We start from the raw sequence: 18,040 nt of genomic DNA on the forward strand, positions 1-18,040 counted from the left end.
ACTGCGGGGCTCGCAACCCCAGCTCACTCCTCGCGCTCACGGGGCCACCCTTGTTCGCGACTGCGGGGCTCGCAACCCCAGCTCACTCCTCGCGCTCACGGCGTCACCCTTGTTCGCGACTGCGGGGCTCGCAACCCCAGCTCACTCCTCGCGCTGACGGGTGCACACTCCACGATGGTCTCCAGGGCCCGCTCGAAGTCCGCTCGGGAGATGCCGGCGCCGATGGTCAGCCGCAGCCGGGACCGGTTGTCCGGCGTGGACGGGGGCCGGAAACAGCCGACGGCGACTCCCCGGTCGCGGCAGTCGGCCGCCCAGGCGCTCGCCGCCTCAGGGCCGGGAGCGGTGACCGAGACGACCGCGCCGTCGGGGGCGGAGACCGCCAGCCCGGCAGCGTTCAGCCGGCGTACGACCAGGGCGGCCCGCTCGGCCAGCTCCGCGCGCAGGTCGTCGCCGGCGCGGGCCAGCCCGACGGCGGCGTGCACGCCCGCGGCCACGGCCGGAGGCAGCGCGGTGTCGAAGATGAAGGTCCGGCCGGTCTCGATCACGTGCCGGACGAACTCCGCCGGCCCGGCGACCACCCCGCCCGCGCCGCCGAGGGCCTTGGAGAGGGTGGCGGTGACGACCACGTCGGGCTGGCCGGCGAGGCCGGCGGCGGCGACGCCCCCGGCGCCCGCCGGGCCGGTCACCCCGAGGGCGTGCGCGTCGTCGACCAGCAGCAACGCGCCGTGCTCCCGGGCGACGGCGTGCAGCCGGGCCAGCGGGGCCAGGTCGCCGTCGACGGAGAAGACCGACTCGGTGACGACCACCGCCGGCCGGCCGGGCGCGGCGGCGAGCGCGGCGGCCACCGCCGCGACGTCGGCGTGCGGGGTCACCACCGTCTCGGCGCCCGAGATCCGGCAGCCGTCGATCAGGGAGGCGTGGTTGTGGGCGTCGGAGACGAGCAGCGTACGGGGCCGCACCAGCGCCCGGACCGCCCCGAGGTTCGCCAGGTAGCCGGAGGAGAAGACGAGTGCCCGTTCGGCGCCGAGCCAGTCGGCGAGGGTGTCCTCGAGCGCGTGGTGGGCGTCGGTGGAGCCCCGCACCAGCCGCGACCCGGTGGCCCCCAGCCCGTACGCCGACAGCGCCCGCGCCGCCGCGGCGGTGACCTGGGGGTGGGTGGCCAGGCCGAGGTAGTCGTTGCCGGCCAGGTCGACCACGGCGTCGCCGGCGGCCCGAGGTCGCAGCCGGCGGGTCAGCCCCGCCTTCGCGCGTAGTTCGGCGCGGCGGTCGAGCGCCGCCAGCCAGTCCGCCACCGTCACCCCCACGCCGCCCGGCCGGCCGTCGTCGGCCGATTCCGCCGGGCGAAATTACCACCCACGGCCCCGGGCCCGGCGTGTCCACCCCTGCGCCGGCGGCCCGACACGCGGGCCGTTTCTCCCGGCCAGGTGGCCTTGTAGGGTACGAGCCATGCCAGAGATCCTCGACCAGGCCCGAACCCAGGTGCTGGAGAACGGCGTCGGTCTCGACGAGGCCGGCGTCCTCGCCGTGCTGAACCTGCCCGACGAGCAGCTGCCCGCCGCCCTCCAGCTCGCCCACGAGGTGCGGATGCGGTGGTGCGGGCCCGAGGTGGAGGTCGAGGGGATCGTCTCGCTGAAGACCGGCGGGTGCCCGGAGGACTGCCACTTCTGCTCGCAGTCGGGCCTGTTCACCTCCCCGGTCCGGTCGGTCTGGCTGGACATTCCCTCGCTGGTCGAGGCGGCGAAGCAGACCGCGGCGACCGGGGCGACGGAGTTCTGCATCGTGGCGGCGGTGCGCGGCCCGGACGCCCGGCTGATGAAGCAGATGCGCGAGGGCGTCGCCGCGATCAAGGCCGAGGTCGACATCCAGGTGGCCGCGTCGCTGGGCATGCTCAGCAAGGAGCAGGTCGACGAGCTGGTCGACATGGGCGTGCACCGCTACAACCACAACCTGGAGACCTGCCGCTCCTACTTCCCCAACGTGGTCACCACGCACTCCTGGGAGGAGCGCTGGGAGACCCTGCGGATGGTCCGCGAGTCCGGCATGGAGGTCTGCTGCGGCGGCATCCTCGGCCTCGGCGAGACGGTGGAGCAGCGGGCCGAGTTCGCCGCGCAGCTCGCCGAGCTGGACCCGCACGAGGTCCCGCTGAACTTCCTCAACCCCCGCCCCGGCACCCCGCTGGGCGACCGGCCGGTGGTGGAGGGCAAGGACGCGCTGCGCGCCATCGCCGCCTTCCGGCTGGCCATGCCGCGCACCATCCTGCGGTACGCGGGCGGCCGGGAGATCACCCTCGGTGACCTGGGCACCCGCGACGGCCTGCTGGGCGGCATCAACGCGGTGATCGTCGGCAACTACCTGACCACGCTGGGCCGGCCGGCGACGGCCGACCTGGACCTGCTCGACGATCTGAAGATGCCGGTCAAGGCGCTCTCCGCGACGCTGTGACCGCCCAAGTGACGACGAGTGACGCGGTGCCGGCGGCCGACAGGGCGCCGGCCGCCTGGTGCGACCGCTGCGGCGAGGCCGTGGCGGCCGGGTCGCACGACGGGTGCGCGGCGGCCCGGGTGCTGGAGCCGCCGCGCTTCTGCGCGCACTGCCGCCGCCGGATGAAGGTGCAGGTGCTGCCGGTCGGCTGGGCGGCCGTCTGCGTCGAGCACGGCGAGATCCGGGGCTGAGGGCGATGCTGCGGGGCCGGGCGGTGACCCTGCGGCCGGCGACGGCCGCCGACGTGGCGGCGCTCGCCGCGATCCGGGCCACCCCGGAGGTCCGGCGCTGGTGGCGCGGCGGCGACGACCTGGTCGCCGCCGTCCGGGCCGACCTCGCCGACGAGGCCCTGACGGTGTACGCGATCGAACACGACGGCCGGGTGGTCGGCGCGATCCAGTGGTACGCCGAGGACGACCCCGACTACCGGCACGCCAGCATGGACGTCTTCCTCGACCCGGCGGTACGCGGCGCGGGGCTCGGCGGAGACGCGATCCGCACCCTGGTCCGGCACCTGATCGACGAGCACGGCCACCACCGGTTCACCATCGACCCGGCGGCGGCGAACACGGCGGCCGTCCGGGCGTACGCGAAGGTCGGCTTCCGTCCCGTCGGGGTGCTGCGCCGCTACGAACGCGGCGAGGACGGGCGCTGGCACGACGGGCTGCTGATGGACCTGCTCGCCGACGACCTGGCCGACTGAGCCGACCGGGTCGAGCCTCGTCAGCGGCCCGGCGGGGCGGGGCGGATCGTCCGCAGCCATCGTCGGCGCCGCCGCCAGAGCAGCACCGCCCCCAGCACGGCGGCGACAAGCAGGGCCGGCGGCACGGCCACGAACAGGATGACCGGCCGGGCCGGGAACGGGCGAGGGTCGGTCGCCGGAGCGCCGAAGCGGCCGGCCACCAGCAGGTCCCGCGCCACGTCCATCGCCCACACCTGACCGGGCGGGTCGAGCAGCGTCTCGACGTGACCGTCGGGGCGCAGGGCCACCAGTTGGACGTGCCCCGTCTCCCAGTAGCCGGTGTCGTTCCAGTCCGGGAGGTCGGTCGTGCTGGTGCCCGGCTCCGGCTCGTAGCGCAACGCCACCAGTTCGGTCCCACCGCGCCAGCCGAGCGCTCGCAGTGCCTGCCCGCGTACCGGCGGGAGCGCGGGGCCGGCGCCGTCGCGTCCGGTGGCGGCGTCGACGTACTCGACACGCCAGGTGCGGGCGGCCCGCTGGTCCGCGTCGCACCGGGTCAGGCAGCCGTCCAGGTGGAGCACGGCGACGGCTGAGCCGTCGGGGGTGAACGCGCCGATCCCGGCGAGCCGGCGTTCCGGCCCCAGCCGCCTGGACCAGGACGACTCCCCTTCGCGGTCGAGCATGACCAGTTCCTCGCCCGCGCTGACCACGATCCGTGAACCGTCCGGGGAGAAGGCGGCCAGCGAGCCGGTCCGCACGCTCCACCGGTCGCCGAGCCCCGGCCCGAGTTCCCTGGTCGCGCCGCTGGCCAGCTCCAGCAGCACCAGCCGGCTGGGCCGGCGGTCGTCCTCGGCGTCGTGGTCCACGGGTTCCGCCGAGTGGTGCAGGACGAGCAGTGCGCTGCCGTCGGGCGCCCAGGCCACCGGTGTGCCGCAGCAGGTGCCGCCGGCCCAGCCGGTGAAGACCCGGCGGCTGCCGTCGGTGAGGTCGGTGACGCCCACCCAGCCGTCGTTGGAATCGTCGGCGACGTACCGGCCGTCCGGGGAGAGCAGCACCTCCTCCCCCGCGACACTCTCCCGGCCGCCGTAGAGCAACATCCGGTACCGGCCGTCGCGGCCGAGGACCGCGACCTTGCCCTCGTGGTCGAGGCCGTCGACACCGCGCAGGCCGAGGCCGCCGCCGCTGAACAGCAGCGAGGCCGGCCCGGGCGGGTCCTGCTGCACGGTGGCCTGCCACATGTACGGCAGGCCGATCCGCTCCGGCACGCCGTCCGGGGCCGCCGCCGGCGTCGCCCACGGGCCCGGCGCCGTGAGCCCGGCCGGCACGCCGAGCGCGCAGGCCAGCACCGCCACCAGCGCCGCCCCCGCGGTACGCCAGCGGGCCCGCCGCCGCTGCCGCCGCCCGGTGGCCCACGGGTCGCCGGGCAGCCGGGCCGGCGGCATCCGCTCGCCCAGCTCACGCAGCGCGATACGCAACTCCTCGCTCATCGGTCCTCCCGGGTGGTGACGCCGACCAGGTCGGCCAGTTCGGGGGCGTGTGCCCGCAGCCGCGCCAGGGCGTCCCGCGTCTGGCTCTTGACGGTCGAGACCGAGCAGCCGAGTGCGTCAGCGGTCTCCGCCTCGGTGAGGTCCTCGAAGAAGCGCAGCACCAGCACGGCCCGTTGGCGTGGGGCGAGCCGGCCCAGTGCGGCACGGACCACCATCGCGCGGGCGACGCCGGCGGTCCCGTCGGGCATCGCCTGCTCCGGCGGGTCCGCGCGCAGGTCCACGTCCCGCCAGCGACGCCGCCAGAGCGAGACGTGCTGGGTGTACATGGTCCGCCGGACGTACGGCTCGGGGTCGCCGGCCGCGCTCACCCGCTCCCAGTGCCGAGCTACCCGGACCAACGTGAGCTGCACGAGATCCTCGGCCTGGTGCTGGTCACCGGTCAGCAGCCACGCCGCCCGGGACAGCGCCGCGATCCGCCCGGACACGTACGCCCGGAACGACTCCTCAGGGTCCACGCCCACCTCCTGACACGGAGCACGCCCGGCGGTGGCCGCGCGGGTGGGTCCGGCGGGGAGCTTTTCAGGCGTCCCAGATCAGGTCGCCGTCCGGCAGCTGGCGGGCGCCCTCGGCGGGGCGGTGCGGGGTGAGCCGGCCGTCCGGCATCAGGTGGGACACCGGCACGCCGCGCCCCAGCACGGCGACGTCGGCGATCAGCCGCCGGTGGCAGCGCCACCAGACGCTCTCGCTGCACATCACCGCCGTGGTCCGGGCCGCCGCGTCCGCCAGCACCGCCTCCAGCGCCGCCCGGAAGTCTGCGGTACGGGTGTACGCCGCGTACGCCCGGAAGGCGGCGACAGTCCACCAGGTGTCCGGCTCGTCGGTGCCGGCCGGGGTGTGCCGCCGGCCGCCGAGGCGCTGCTCCCAGCGGTAGTCCACGCCGGCCGCCGGCAGCCAGCGGGCCAGTTCCTCGCGGCGTACGTCAGGGTTGGTCCGGCTGGCCGGAAACCGCCGCACGTCCACGACGAGCGCGACCCCGGCGCCGGCCAGCAACTCGCCCAGCCGCTCCCGGTCCGCCGCCCCGTGCCCCACCGTCAGCAACTCCACGAGGAGGGAATGCCCCGAATCGCGAGCGGTTACCGCCCGGGATCTCCGCGCGGGGCGGCGGGAGGCGCAGCCGGCGACGAGGGTGCGACGGGTGTACCCCGACCTTCCGGCCGACGAGGCCGACGCGCTCGACTGGCTGACGTTCGAGCAGGCCGGCGTCGTTCACCACCGCCCAGGCGACCCGTTCGCTGACCGAGGGCACCGTACGCGGACGCGTGCGCTCCGGACGGTGGCGTGCGATCTGCCGGGGTGTCGTGCTGATGGGCAACGGCCGGCTGACCCGGGACCAGCAACTGTGGGTCGCCGTGCTCGCCACCGGGCCCGGTGCTGTCCTGGCCGGCCCGACGGCTGCCGCCGAGGCGGGCGTACGCGGACTGCGGCGCGAGCCGCTGCACGTGCTCGTGCCGGCGCACCGGCGGGCGGGGCGCACCGTGCTGGGCCGGCTGCCGATCGACATGCCGGCGGTCGTCGTGCACCGCGCGTCGAAGCTGCCACCGGCGCATCTCCAGCTCGCCCGACCGCCGCGGACCACCACGGCCCGGGCGCTGGTGGACGCGGCCGCACCGTCGACCAGGCGCAGGCGGCGCTGGCGGCCGGCTGTCAGCAGCGACGGGTCACGCCGGCGGAGTTGTCGGCGGTGCTGGACGCGCTGCCCCGGGCCCGTCGGCGGGCGTTGATCCGGCAGACCGTGGCCGACATCGCCGGTGGCGCGGAGGCGCTCTCGGAGATCGACTTCGTCCGGCTCTGCCGCCGCCACGGCCTGCCCGCGCCTCACCTCCAGCAGCGGCGCGCCGACGCCTCCGGGCGGACGCGGTGGCTCGACGCGTACTGGCGGGAGTGGGGGTTGCACGTCGAGATCGACGGCGCGCACCACATGGACGTCCGGCACTGGGCGGCCGACATGCGGCGCCAGAACGACGTCTGGACCTCGGGGGACCGCGTCCTCCGCTTCCCGGCGTGGCTGATCCGCGCCCGCCCCACCGAGGTGGCCGACTCCCTCCGCCGCGCCCTGACGGCCGCCGGCTGGCGCCCCGAGGGATGAATCTTGGACAGTTGCCGTTCCGCGAGAACGGCAACTGTCCAAGATTCCGGCTGGCGCGGACGGTGACGTCCGCCGGTGGCGCGGACGGTGACGTCCGCGCCCGCCGGGAACGCGGACGGCGATGCGTCCGCGCCAGCCCGCCGGTGGCGCGGACAGCGCCACCGGGGATCAGGCTAGGAGACGGTGCAGGGGGTGCCGTTGAGGGTGAACGCGGCGGGCTTGGGGTTCGATCCGGTGTGGGTGCCGTTGAAGCCGAAGCTGGTCGACGCGCCCGGCGCGAGCCGGCCGTTGTAGGAGAGGCTGGTGGCGGTGACCGCGGCGCCGGTCTGGGTCCACGTCGCCGACCAGCCCTGGCCGACCTTCTGGCCGGCGTGGGGGAAGGTGAAGGCGAGCGTCCAGCCGTCGATCGCGGTGGTGCCCGTGTTGGTGAGGGTGACGTTCGCGGTGAAGCCGCTGTCCCAGCCGCTGGTCGTCCAGGTCACGGCGCAGCCGCCGGACGCGGGCGGGTCGGCGGTGGTGACGGCGACCGGCGCGGACGCCGCCGAGGCGTTACCGGCCGCGTCCACCGCCACCACGTGGAACTGGTACGCGGTCGCGGCGGTCAGCCCGGTCACCGCCAGCGTGGTGCCGGTGGGCGAGCCGACCAGCGTGTCCCCGCCGGCGGCCGACCGGTAGACGCGGTAGCCGGTGACGGCGACGTTGTCGGTCGACGCGGCCCAGCTCAGCGTGAGCCCGGTGGCGGTGACCGCCGAGGCGGTCGGGGTGCCGGGGCGGGTCGGCGCGACGGTGTCGGGTGCCGGGGCGGCCGGCGTGGTCACCTCGGCCACGGGCGAGGCGGCCGAGCGGTTGCCGGCGCCGTCGCGGGCCCGCACGGTGAAGCGGTACGTCCGCTCGGGCAGCAGCCGGGTCACGGCCAGGGTGTTGGTGGCCGAGTTGAGCAGGACGAGCGCGTCGCTACCCACCTGCGCCTGGGTGACCTCGTAGCCGGCCAGCCCGCTGCCGCCGGCGTCGGTGGCCGCGGGCCAGGTGAGGGTCAGCCCGGTCGCGGTGACGGCCGAGGCGACGGGGGTGCCGGGGGTGGTCGGCGCGGTGGTGTCCGGGGTGGCCGGGCCGGGCTCCTCACCCCAGATCCGGGTGGCGCCGGAGTAGAGGGTGACCTTCCGGTTCGGTCCCGCCGTCGCCTGGTACGACGGGTCGTTCGTCGGGTCCCAGGTGCCGCCCTCGGGCACGCCGATCTTGAACTGCACCTCCATCCGGTGCTGCGACTGCCCGGCGGGCGCGATGGTGTGCCCGGTGCAGTCCACCTCGACGTACCAGATGTCGCCGGAGAACTGCCTGGCCGTGGCCGGCGACGGGCAGCCCTGGGTGTAGCCGGGGGTGACCGTGACGGGGCCGGTGCCGTCGGGGCGGAAGTAGTAGCGGAACTTGCCGTCGGTCAGGGCGCGGGCCGGGAAGGCGGACTTGTTGTAGACGATGGCCTTGAGGCCGGTGGCGCGCGGCTCGGCCTGCATCACCGTGGTCTCCACGGTCAGCTCGTCGATGTCGGGCGTCTCGGCGCGGGGGAAGCCGGCGAGCGGGGTGCCGCCGTACTCCTGGGCGAGCCGGGCCAGCGCGGAGCTGAAGCCGGCGTTGTAGTCGGTGGCGACCTCGTTCATCACGTAGTCCGACCGGTTGTCGGTGTACGCGTCGTTGGCCGCCGACGGGCCGCCGACCAGCGCGCCGTAGAGGGTGTGCCGGGTTTCGACGGGCACCGTCTGGCTGTCCCACCAGGAGCCGTGCGCGGTGCGGTGGTGCGGGTTCTTCGGGGAGTTGGCGCCGAAACCGATGACGTAGCTGGAGGCGCGCGGGTTGTCACCGAGGGCGTAGTTGATCTGCCGGACGGCGAAGTCCTTGTAGCGGGCCTTGCGGGTGGCGTCGGTGGTCTTGTCGCTGTAGACGAGGGCCGCGAAGGACGTGTTCGCCGCGTAGCGCAGCGCGCCCCACGAGTCGAGCACGGCCATCCCGCCGGGCGAGTACGGCACCCGCTGCCCGTTGACGCCGACGGTCCAGTAGTCGAGCCAGCGGTTGGCGTCGTCGACGTACTTCTGCTTGCCGGTCAGGTTGGCCAGCAGCACGTACGCCCCGAACTGCTTGTTGTCCCAGGCGATGGTCCACTTGTAGGAGCGGGTGGTGCTCTGGTTCTCGGTGCCGAGCTTGTCGTACTCGCTCTCGGCCTTGGCGAGGTAGGCGGCCTCGCCGGTGGCCCGGTGCAGCCAGATCGCGGACCAGACCAGCTCGTCCTGCCAGCCGCTCCAGGAGCGGTAGAAGCTGGTCGCGTCGGTGATGCACTCGTGGTAGCTCTTGCGCACCGTGTCGGCGAACGTGTGGAGCTGCCTGGCGTGCCCGAGCAGCTTGTCGGCGTAGGCGGCGTCGGTGGGCCGGAAGACCATCGACGCCGCGGCCATCGCCGCCGCCGTCTCCCCCGCCAGGTCCGCGCCGCCGCAGCTCGCGTCGATCTTGTACGCGGGCCGCGCCATCTGCATCACCTCGGCCGGGCCCCACCACTTGTGGTCGTCGTCGCCCTTGCCGACCTGTCCGTAGAGCACGTTGGGCGCCGGGTGCGCCTTGATGAAGTAGTCGTTGACGAAGCGCAGGTTGTTGAGCAGGTGCGGCAGCTGGCCGGAGGCGACGTAGCCGGCGCGGTACTCGACGGCGCCCCAGGCGAGCATGGTGGCGCTGAACGCCATCGGGAAGCCGAACTTGACGTGGTCGCCGGCGTCGTACCAGCCGCCGGTGAGGTCGCGCCCGACGTCGGCGCCGTCGGTGAGCGCGGAGTCACCGCGCCAGGAGACCCGGTTCCAGTCCGGCAGCGGGCCGGACTGCTGCGCCTCGTAGAAGTAGAGCGACTTCTGCAACGCCTCGGCGTAGTTGAAGGCGGCGGCGGGCGCCGCGGCGGCGAGGGGCGCGGTCCGCGTGGCGCCCCCGGCGGCGGGCGTCGCGGCGGAGGCGGGCGCCGGGGCGGTGACGGCGAGGGCGAGGCCGGCGGCGAGGGCGCTGCCGGCGGCCAGCAGGCGGGGCAGCCAGGGCTGCTCGCCCGGCCGGCGCGGACGTCTCGGGTGACGCATGACGGGCTCCTGTCGGTGGCGTCGCCGGCGGCACCTGGGACGGCGCGCGGAATGGTGGTCGGGGCGTGCCGGCGAGGGTGGTGGGGGTGCGGCCACGGGCCCGGGAGCGCTCCCATGGATGACCGACAATGTAATGCGACGGTCGCCGGTTTGTGAAGACGCCTGCGGGGCGCCCGCAGAGCGCCCGCGCAGGGGGGCTGACGGGAAAGCCCTTACCTGCACACCGGACGTACGTCACACCATCGAGATGCATGGATCGAATTACGGCGTACGGGCAGGTCATCGCCGGGACGGGTGGGCGAATAAGCGCGTCGCGGCCGGGCGGGCGACGGGCCGGGCGTTCCGGCATACGAACGTACTGTTGCCCGCCCCTTTCCGGCGCGCGACAGTACGCCCACACCAGCGGTGCCATCGACGTTGCCGCTCCCCCGGCCAACCTGAGGAGATCGCGATGGCTCTACGACTCGCCGACGGCACCGCCTGGTCCGACACCCTCGCCCGCGCGGTGGCCGCCGCGCCCGAGGCGTTCGGCTCCCCGGTCGACGGTGTCACCACCCTGCACAACCTCGTCCGCGGTGACTGGCACGCCGTGGGCACCCCCAGCCCCGTACGCACGCCGGTGGACAACACCGTGCTGGTCAACCTGGCCCGCCTCGACGCGGAGTCCGCCCGCGCCGCGGTCGCGCACGCCGCCGCCGCGCACCGGGCCTGGGCCGGCACCCCGCTCGCCGAGCGCAAGGCCCGGGTCACCGACGCCCTGGACGCGCTCACCGCCCACCGCGACCTGCTCGCCCTGCTGCTGGTCTGGGAGATCGGCAAGCCGTGGCGGCTGGCCTGCGCCGACGTGGACCGGGCGCTGGACGGCGTCCGGTGGTACGTCGACGAGATCGACCGGATGCTCGCCGACGGCCGGGAGCCGCTGCCGGGACCGGTCAGCAACATCGCGTCGTGGAACTACCCGATGAGCGTGCTCGTGCACGCCGAGCTGGTGCAGCTGCTCGCCGGCAACGCGGTCATCGCCAAGACCCCCTCGCAGGGCGGGGCGGTCTGCCTCACCGTCGCGCACGCGCTGATGCGCCGGGCCGGGCTGCCCGCCACCCTGGTCTCCGGCGGCGGCGAGGAGCTGTCCGAGGTGCTCGTCCGGGCGCCCGAGATCGGCGCGGTGGCGTTCGTCGGCGGGCGCTCCAACGGCGGCAAGGTCGCCGCCGCGCTGCTCGACTCCGACAAGCGGCACTTCATCGAGCAGGAGGGCCTCAACGCCTGGGGCATCTGGAACTTCTCCCAGTGGGACCTGCTCGCCGGGCACCTCAAGAAGGGCTTCGAGTACGGCAAGCAGCGCTGCACCGCGTACCCGCGCTTCGTGGTCCAGCGGGACCTCGTCGACGAGTTCCTCGACATGTACCTGCCGGTCGTGCGCTCCGTCCGGTTCGGGCACCCGCTCGCCGTCGGCGACGACTGGACCGCCGGTGACCCGCTGCCCGAGCTGGACTTCGGCCCGCTGATCAGCGCCGCCAAGGCCGACGAGCTGCGCCGCAAGGTCGACGAGGCGGTACGCGGCGGCGCCGTGCCGCTGCACCGGGGCAAGCTCACCGGCGCGCCGTTCCTCGACGGACAGGACACCTCCGCGTACGTGGCCCCGTCGGTGCTGCTGGCCCCGCCCGGCCGGTCCCGGCTCATGCACGCCGAGCCGTTCGGCCCGGTCGACACCATCGTCGTGGTGGACACCACCGACGAACTGCTGGCCGCGATGAACGCCTCGAACGGCGCGCTGGTCGCCTCGCTGGCCTGCGACGACGAGGAGCTGGCCGGCAAGCTCGCGGTCGACCTCCAGGCGTTCAAGGTGGGCATCAACAAGCCGCGCTCCCGGGGCGACCGGGACGAGCCGTTCGGCGGCCGGGGCGCGTCCTGGAAGGGCGCCTTCGTCGGCGGCGACCTGCTGGTGCACGCGGTGACCCAGGGCGGCGACGGCCGCCTCTACGGCAACTTCCCCGACTACAACAGCTACCCGACGACCTGAGCTGCGAGGAGGGCACTCTGTTGACGCACAGCGATGGCAGGGTGCCCTCCCTGACACCCGACGGTCGCCACGGCGACTCGCCTGGTCGCTAGCATCGACAGGTGTCCGCACTCGCGCAGATCTCCCTCGGGGTGACCGACTGCGAGCGGGCCGGCGCATTCTGGGCCGCCGCGCTCGGCTACCGACGCCGCCCGCCCCGCTATCCGGGCGACGACTGGATCGTGCTGGAGCCGCCGCCCGGCCAGCCCGGCGCCGCCCTCGCCATGGACCTCAGCGAGAGCCCGGTCGAGGAGTTTCCCCGGATCCACTTCGACCTCGACGCCGGCGAGGTGGACCTCGACGACGAGGTCTCCCGACTGGTCGCGCTCGGTGCCCGCCGGGTCGACTGGCCGCACTACCCCGCCGACCCGCACCCCACCGAGCCGCCGTACGTGGTGCTCGCCGACCCGGAGGGCAACCGGTTCTGCGTGCAGGGCCGCCACACGGGCGACGGCTGACACCCCACCCGTGCCGTCCGGACGGCGGCGGACCTCACACCCCGTGCCGCGCGGACGCGCCCTCGACCAGCGGAACGGTGAGGGTCACCAGGCCGCCGTCCCGCTCGGCCGGCGTGGGCCGGCCGAGCCGCCGCACGGTGCGCAGCATCGGGGCGTTCTCCGCGTGGACGTGCAGCACCAGGGCCGCGTAGCCGGCCTGCTCGGCGTGCCGGACCAGCCGGCGCAGCAGGGCCGAGCCGAGGCCCCGACGCTGCCAGTCGTCGCGGACCAGCAGCGCCACCTCGGCCTCGTCGCCCTCGGCGAGCAGGTTCGCCATCGCCACGACCGACTCCGCCCCGGTGTCGCCGGCCGGCTGCGTCGCCCCAGCGTCGCCGGCCGTGGCGAGCAGGGTCACGCCCCGGGCCGGCTCCAGCAGCCGGCGCAGCCGGGCCGTGGCCGGCGTCCCCGCGCCGCCGAGGTAGCGCCGGTACCGGCTGTGCGCCGAGCAGCCCTCGTGCAGCTCGACCACGCCGGGCAGGTCGTCGGCGGTCGCGGGCCGTACGGTCGCCTCGGCGCCGTCGGGCAGCACCAGGGTGACCTGCTCGGCGGCCCGGCGCACGACGGCGGCCGACAGCTCGACCAGGGCCTGGGCGCGGGCGTACTCGGCCGGGGTGAAGCCCGGCACGGCGCGGCGCAGCGCGTACGACCCGCCGGCCGGGTCGTCCAGCAGCATGGTGGTGTCGGCCAGCCCACCGCCGCAGCCCGCCGACGCGGGTCGCCAGGCGACCGCGTCCGCGCCGAGCAGGGCGCGCAGCGCCTCCCCGGTCGCGTCCGGGTCCCGCACCAGCCGGGTGGCCAGCCCGAGTGCCCGGGTCGGCTGGTCGGCGAGCCCGCGCGCCTCGCTGCGCGCCACCCAGCAGTCCCGGCCCCGCCCCCGCCGCACGGCGGCGACGAGGCCGGCCTCGTCGAGCGTGTCCGGCGCGTCGACCAGGAAGTCGTCGACGGCGCCCCGCTCGGTGGTGTGCACCTGCACGGCGAGGATGTTGACCCCCCGCAACGCCAGGCTGGCCGTGAGCACCGACAGGTAGCCCGGCCGGTCGTCCACGGTCGCTCGGATCCGCCACAGCGTCATGGTCCGCTCCCTTCCGCCTACGACCCTCGTCGGTGGCTGTTGCGGGCCGGTTGCCCGGGGGTGACGGCTACGGTTCCGTCGCGCGACCTGCGCCACAGTGCCGGCCGTCGGGCCGGCGCAGAGGTCCCCGCTGGCTCAGGTCCGGGCCGGCTCGGCGACGTGGGGCCGGCTCAGGGCTTGGCGGCCACCGGCGGCGCCCCGACCAGGTCGAGCCGGTCGCCGAGGATCACCGCGGCGGCCCGGACGAGCTGCGCCAGCCGGTCCACCTCCGTGGCGTGGAACGCCGCCGCGGCCGGCGTACCGGCGCACTCCCGGGCCACCACCAGCACCAGGCCGGCCCGGCCGAACGGCGCGACCGCGACGTGCGCGCCGCCGGGCGTGCTGATCGCCCGGGCCCGCAGCGGGGTCACCTCCGGCAGCGGCGGCGGTACGGGCGCGCGCCAGCTCGCGTACCCGACGGTCGCCTCCCCGGCGGCCCCGCTCCGGGCGGCCCAGTCCACCGGCACCACCGCGGCGACCGCCCAGTCGGCGGCGAGCAGCCCGGGAACGGCGTCGACCAGCGTGGCGACGCCGTCGACCGGGTTGGCCGCGACCTGGGCCAGCAGCTCGGCGTCCTGCCCGGAGGTGGTGGGCGCGCCGATCGCCCGCCACACCCCGTCCACCCGGACGCCGGGGATCGCCGCCAGCCCGGCGAGCAGCCGCTCGACCCGCGCCGCGCCCGGCCAGACCACGGTGAAGTCGTCCACCGCCCGCCCGCCGAGCCGCTCCAGGACGACCACCTGGACGATGTCCGCACCGGACACGCCCATGGTGCGCGCCACCTGACCGAGCGTGCCCGGACGGTCCGGCAGGGTGACCCGAACTCGCAGCAACATGTCTGAACCCTCCGCTCGGCGGGCCGGCACCGCTGGCCGGCAGGCTGGGCCCCAGCCTGGCCGGTGGGCGTTTCGCCCCTGTTGCCGCGGCATGTCCCGAGGGTCAACTCCCGACCTTGACAACATGGCGGAGCTGCCATCAACTAAACGGATGACCGAGCCGGCCGTCGACGCGCACGGGCCGGGCAGCAGCCCCGCCGCCGCCCCCCGCGGGCTGGATCTCGACCGGCTCGCCGCCCACCTGGCCCGGCACCGGCCCGAGCTGGCCGACGGCCCGCTGCGGGCCCGGCTGATCGCCGGCGGCAAGTCCAACCTGACCTACCTGCTGCACGCCGGCGGGCACGAGGTCGTGCTGCGCCGCCCGCCGCTCGGGCACGTGCTGGCCACCGCGCACGACATGGCCCGGGAGTACCGGGTGATCTCCGCGCTGGCGCCGACCGACGTGCCGGTGCCCGCCGCGCTGCTGCTCTGCGAGGACGCCGAGGTGATCGGCGCGCCCTTCTACCTGATGGAGCGCGTGCACGGCGAGGTGTTGCGCACCCGAGCCCAGACCGACCCGCTCACGGACGGCCAGCGGCGGGAGCTGGCGCTGGCGATGATGGACACCCTCGCCGCGCTGCACGCGGTCGAGCCCGCCTCGGTCGGGCTGGGCGACTTCGGCCGCCCGGAGGGCTACCTCGCGCGGCAGGTCCGCCGGTGGGCCGGCCAGCTCGACCGGTCCCGCAGCCGGCCGCTGCCCGGCATCGAGGAGCTGCGGGACCTGCTCGCCGGCACCGTGCCGGAGGGCGCCAACGCCGGCCGGATCGTGCACGGCGACTACCGGCTGGACAACCTGCTCGCCACCGTCGACCCGGTGGCCGTACGGGCCGTGCTCGACTGGGAGATGGCCACCCTCGGCGACCCGCTGGCCGACCTGGGGCTGCTGCTGACCTACTGGGACGTGCTCGGCGGCAGCGAATCGGCCGCCGGCAACCCGGTCGCCGACGGGCTCGGGCCGCGCGCCGGGTTCCCCACCGGGACGGAGCTGATCGAGCGGTACGCCGGGCGCGGCGACGTCGACGTCGGGCCGTTGCACTGGCACGTCGCGCTCGGCTGCTTCAAGCTCGCGGTGATCTGCGAGGGCATCCACTACCGGCACACGCTCGGGCAGACGCTCGGCGAGGGCTTCGACCGGATCGGCGACATGGTGGCACCGCTGGTCGAACACGGGCTGACCGCCGCCAGGGAGCGTTGATGGACTTCGCCTACGACACCCGCACCGAGCAGCTGCGGGCCGAGCTGACCGCGTTCCTGGACGAGCACGTGTACCCGGCCGAGCCGGTGCACGCCGCGCAGGTGGCCGCCGCCGGCGACCCGTGGGCCCGGCCCCCGGTGATGGCCGAGCTGAAGGCCGAGGCGCGCAAGCGCGGCCTGTGGAACCTCTTCCTCCCCGACCCGCGCCACGGCGCCGGCCTGACCAACCTCCAGTACGCCCCGCTGGCCGAGCTGACCGGGCGCAGCCCGCACCTGGCCCCGGAGGCGCTCAACTGCGCCGCGCCCGACACGGGCAACATGGAACTGCTCGCCGAGTTCGGCTCGCCGGAGCAGCAGGAGCGCTGGCTGCGCCCGCTGCTGGAGGGCGAGATCCGCTCCGCGTTCTGCATGACCGAGCCGGAGGTGGCGTCCTCGGACGCGACAAACATCGCCACCCGGATCACCCGCGACGGCGACCACTACGTGGTCGACGGGCGCAAGTGGTGGTCGTCCGGGGCGATGGACCCGCGCTGCGAGATCTTCATCGTGATGGGCAAGACCGACCCGGCGGCCGACCGGCACCGCCAGCAGAGCATGATCCTGGTGCCCCGGGACACCCCGGGCGTCACCGTGCGGCGGGGCATGACGGTGTTCGGCTACAGCGACGCCTCGCACGGCGGCCACGCCGAGGTCGACTTCGCCGACGTCCGCGTACCGGTGGAGAACCTGGTCGGAGCGGAGGGCACGGGATTCGCGATCGCCCAGGCCCGGCTCGGTCCCGGCCGGATCCACCACTGCATGCGGCTGATCGGCATGGCGGAACGGGCCCTGGAGCTGCTCTGCCGGCGGGCGCTCGAGCGGGTCGCGTTCGGCCGGCCGCTCGCCGAACAGGGCGTGGTACGCGAGTGGATCGCCGAGTCCCGGGTGCGCATCGAGCAGGCTCGGCTGCTGGTGCTCAAGACCGCCTGGCTGATGGACACGGTCGGCAACAAGGGTGCGCACACCGAGATCCAGGCCATCAAGATCGCCACTCCCGCCATGGCCGAGTGGGTGATCGACAAGGCCATCCAGGCGTACGGCGGAGCCGGCGTCAGCCAGGACACCCCGCTCGCCGCCCTCTGGGCCCAGTCGCGGACGCTGCGCCTGGCGGACGGCCCAGACGAGGTCCACCGTTCCTCGCTGGCGAAGCGCGAACTGCGCCGCTGGTCCAACTGACCCCAAGACACCCCACACCGCGCTTCCCGCCCGCTCCCCCAGCCCGGCCCGTTGATCATGAAGTTATTGTCGCGACACGCCGACGTCGAGGGCGACAACTTCATGATCAACCCGGGGGGTGGGTGGGGTGGTGGGTCAGGCGGAGGCGCGTTCGATCAGCTGGGTGTCCAGGAGGATGTGGGGCGACGGGAGCTCGTCGCCGCGGATGCGGCTGACCAGCAGGCGGGCCATCTGCCGGCCCATCTCCTCCACCGGCTGGAAGACCGTGGTCAGCGGCGGCTCGGCCTGCCGGGCGATCGGGGCGTCGTCGAAGCCGATCACCGCGACGTCCTCCGGCACCCGCCGGCCCGCCTCGCGCAGCGCGCGCAGCGCCCCGAACGCCATCAGGTCGGAGGCGACGAAGACGGCGTCGAGGTCGGGGCAGTCCTCCAGCAGCCGACGCATCCCAGCCGCCCCGCTGCCCTCGCTGAAGTCGCCGTACGCGATCATGGCGGGGTCGACCCCGCCCCCGGCGGCCCTGACGGCCTCCTTGTAGCCGGTCAGCCGGCCCAGGCCGGCGCCCATGTCCTGCGGGCCGGCGATGGTGGCGATGCGCCGCCGCCCCCGACCGGCCAGGTGTTCCACCGCCCGCCGGGCGCCGCCCACGTTGTCCACGTCGACGTAGTACGCGGGCTGCGCGCCGGGTTGCAGCATCCGGGCCGGGCGGCCGCCGAGCACGGTGGGCAGGCCGCGCTCCTCCAGCAGGGTGGGCAGCGGGTCGGAGTCGTGCAGCGACAGCAGCAGGACCCCGTCGACGTGCTGGTTGGTCAGGTGGTGCTCGACCCGCTCCCGTTCGATCGGCGACTGCACCATGGCCAGCCAGAGCTGCAACGGGGTCTCCAGCAGCCCCGAGCTGACGCCCCGGACGATGCCGGCGAAGAACGGCTCGGTGAAGACCCGGTCGCCGGATTCCGACACCACCAGGGCGATCGAGTCGGTGCGCTGTGTCACCAGGGCACGGGCGGCCCGGTTTGGCACGTACCCCAGCTCGGCGATGGCCTGCTGCACCGCGGCGCGCGCCTCGGGGCTCACCTGGGGTGAGCCGTTGACCACCCGGGAGACCGTCCCGCGACCGACGCCGGCGCGGGCGGCGACGGCGTCGAGGGTCGGGCGCCCGAGCGACCGGGTGCGCTGCGTTGTCATTGTCTGCTCCTCC

General features: G+C 75.1%; 17 protein-coding genes. 9 read left to right on the plus strand and 8 right to left on the minus strand.

The genetic code is table 11. The features are described from left to right. Positions 1-95 precede the first annotated feature (95 nt). Positions 96-1,292, minus strand: a complete 1,197-nt coding sequence (locus ABZ573_RS08550; RefSeq protein WP_358116842.1) for an 8-amino-7-oxononanoate synthase — start codon at positions 1,290-1,292, stop codon at positions 96-98. 154 nt (positions 1,293-1,446) lie between these two features. On the opposite strand from ABZ573_RS08550, the gene bioB reads away from it, so the two are divergent. The 3 genes from bioB to ABZ573_RS08565 are packed head-to-tail and all read left to right on the plus strand — an operon-like array spanning position 1,447 to position 3,184. After that, entirely contained in the window at positions 1,447-2,442 is a 996-nt protein-coding gene (bioB, locus tag ABZ573_RS08555) for a biotin synthase BioB (RefSeq protein WP_151456275.1), read from the plus strand. Then, positions 2,439-2,672 (plus strand): hypothetical protein, encoded by a 234-nt coding sequence (locus tag ABZ573_RS08560; protein WP_358116845.1) that lies wholly within the window; start codon positions 2,439-2,441, stop codon positions 2,670-2,672. Before bioB ends, ABZ573_RS08560 begins: the two co-directional genes overlap by 4 nt. 5 nt (positions 2,673-2,677) lie before the next feature. Beyond that, positions 2,678-3,184 (plus strand): GNAT family N-acetyltransferase, encoded by a 507-nt coding sequence (locus tag ABZ573_RS08565; protein ID WP_151456277.1) that lies wholly within the window; start codon positions 2,678-2,680, stop codon positions 3,182-3,184. A 20-nt stretch (positions 3,185-3,204) separates the two neighbouring features. Here ABZ573_RS08565 and ABZ573_RS08570 read toward each other — a convergent pair whose 3' ends face one another. The 3 genes from ABZ573_RS08570 to ABZ573_RS08580 all read right to left on the minus strand — a co-directional run bounded on the left by ABZ573_RS08570 (position 3,205) and on the right by ABZ573_RS08580 (position 5,751). After that, positions 3,205-4,647 carry a hypothetical protein gene (locus ABZ573_RS08570; protein ID WP_327030927.1) on the minus strand — a complete coding sequence of 481 codons (1,443 nt, stop codon included), beginning with the start codon at positions 4,645-4,647 and terminating at the stop codon, positions 3,205-3,207. Next, entirely contained in the window at positions 4,644-5,162 is a 519-nt protein-coding gene (locus ABZ573_RS08575; protein WP_358116849.1) for a SigE family RNA polymerase sigma factor, read from the minus strand. The genes ABZ573_RS08570 and ABZ573_RS08575 overlap by 4 nt, the downstream gene beginning before the upstream one ends. A gap of 64 nt (positions 5,163-5,226) precedes the next feature. Then, a complete protein-coding gene (locus ABZ573_RS08580; RefSeq protein WP_358116852.1) occupies positions 5,227-5,751 on the minus strand; it encodes a DUF488 domain-containing protein in 525 nt (174 codons plus the stop codon). A 215-nt stretch (positions 5,752-5,966) separates the two neighbouring features. Between ABZ573_RS08580 and ABZ573_RS08585 the strand changes: the two genes are divergently transcribed. After that, positions 5,967-6,428: a hypothetical protein gene (locus ABZ573_RS08585; RefSeq protein ID WP_358116855.1), complete on the plus strand. Its 462-nt coding sequence runs from the start codon at positions 5,967-5,969 to the stop codon at positions 6,426-6,428. Continuing rightward, entirely contained in the window at positions 6,389-6,793 is a 405-nt protein-coding gene (locus ABZ573_RS08590) for a hypothetical protein (RefSeq protein WP_358116858.1), read from the plus strand. Before ABZ573_RS08585 ends, ABZ573_RS08590 begins: the two co-directional genes overlap by 40 nt. 173 nt (positions 6,794-6,966) lie before the next feature. Here the strand turns inward: ABZ573_RS08590 and ABZ573_RS08595 are convergent, their stop codons facing one another. Beyond that, positions 6,967-9,897: a glycoside hydrolase family 9 protein gene (locus tag ABZ573_RS08595; RefSeq protein WP_358116861.1), complete on the minus strand. Its 2,931-nt coding sequence runs from the start codon at positions 9,895-9,897 to the stop codon at positions 6,967-6,969. 451 nt (positions 9,898-10,348) lie between these two features. On the opposite strand from ABZ573_RS08595, the gene ABZ573_RS08600 reads away from it, so the two are divergent. Both ABZ573_RS08600 and ABZ573_RS08605 read left to right on the plus strand, forming a co-directional pair. Continuing rightward, positions 10,349-11,914: an aldehyde dehydrogenase family protein gene (locus tag ABZ573_RS08600; protein WP_151456868.1), complete on the plus strand. Its 1,566-nt coding sequence runs from the start codon at positions 10,349-10,351 to the stop codon at positions 11,912-11,914. 101 nt (positions 11,915-12,015) lie between these two features. After that, positions 12,016-12,411, plus strand: coding sequence for a VOC family protein (locus ABZ573_RS08605; RefSeq protein ID WP_151456869.1), 396 nt, complete (start codon positions 12,016-12,018; stop codon positions 12,409-12,411). Between the two features lie 34 nt (positions 12,412-12,445). Here ABZ573_RS08605 and ABZ573_RS08610 read toward each other — a convergent pair whose 3' ends face one another. Further along, a complete protein-coding gene (locus ABZ573_RS08610; protein ID WP_151456870.1) occupies positions 12,446-13,522 on the minus strand; it encodes a GNAT family N-acetyltransferase in 1,077 nt (358 codons plus the stop codon). Between the two features lie 170 nt (positions 13,523-13,692). After that, positions 13,693-14,397, minus strand: a complete 705-nt coding sequence (locus ABZ573_RS08615; protein ID WP_151456871.1) for an amino acid-binding protein — start codon at positions 14,395-14,397, stop codon at positions 13,693-13,695. Between the two features lie 151 nt (positions 14,398-14,548). Here ABZ573_RS08615 and ABZ573_RS08620 point away from each other — a divergent pair, with 151 nt between their 5' ends. After that, complete coding sequence (locus ABZ573_RS08620; RefSeq protein ID WP_151456872.1) at positions 14,549-15,631, plus strand: phosphotransferase family protein; 1,083 nt, start codon at positions 14,549-14,551, stop codon at positions 15,629-15,631. Further along, positions 15,631-16,845: an acyl-CoA dehydrogenase family protein gene (locus tag ABZ573_RS08625; RefSeq protein WP_358116866.1), complete on the plus strand. Its 1,215-nt coding sequence runs from the start codon at positions 15,631-15,633 to the stop codon at positions 16,843-16,845. The genes ABZ573_RS08620 and ABZ573_RS08625 overlap by 1 nt, the downstream gene beginning before the upstream one ends. A gap of 135 nt (positions 16,846-16,980) precedes the next feature. Here the strand turns inward: ABZ573_RS08625 and ABZ573_RS08630 are convergent, their stop codons facing one another. After that, positions 16,981-18,027, minus strand: coding sequence for a LacI family DNA-binding transcriptional regulator (locus tag ABZ573_RS08630; protein WP_151457313.1), 1,047 nt, complete (start codon positions 18,025-18,027; stop codon positions 16,981-16,983). Positions 18,028-18,040: the final 13 nt, after the last annotated feature.

Source organism: Micromonospora sp. NPDC007220 (assembly GCF_040634035.1).
Classification (GTDB): domain Bacteria; phylum Actinomycetota; class Actinomycetes; order Mycobacteriales; family Micromonosporaceae; genus Micromonospora; species Micromonospora reichwaldensis.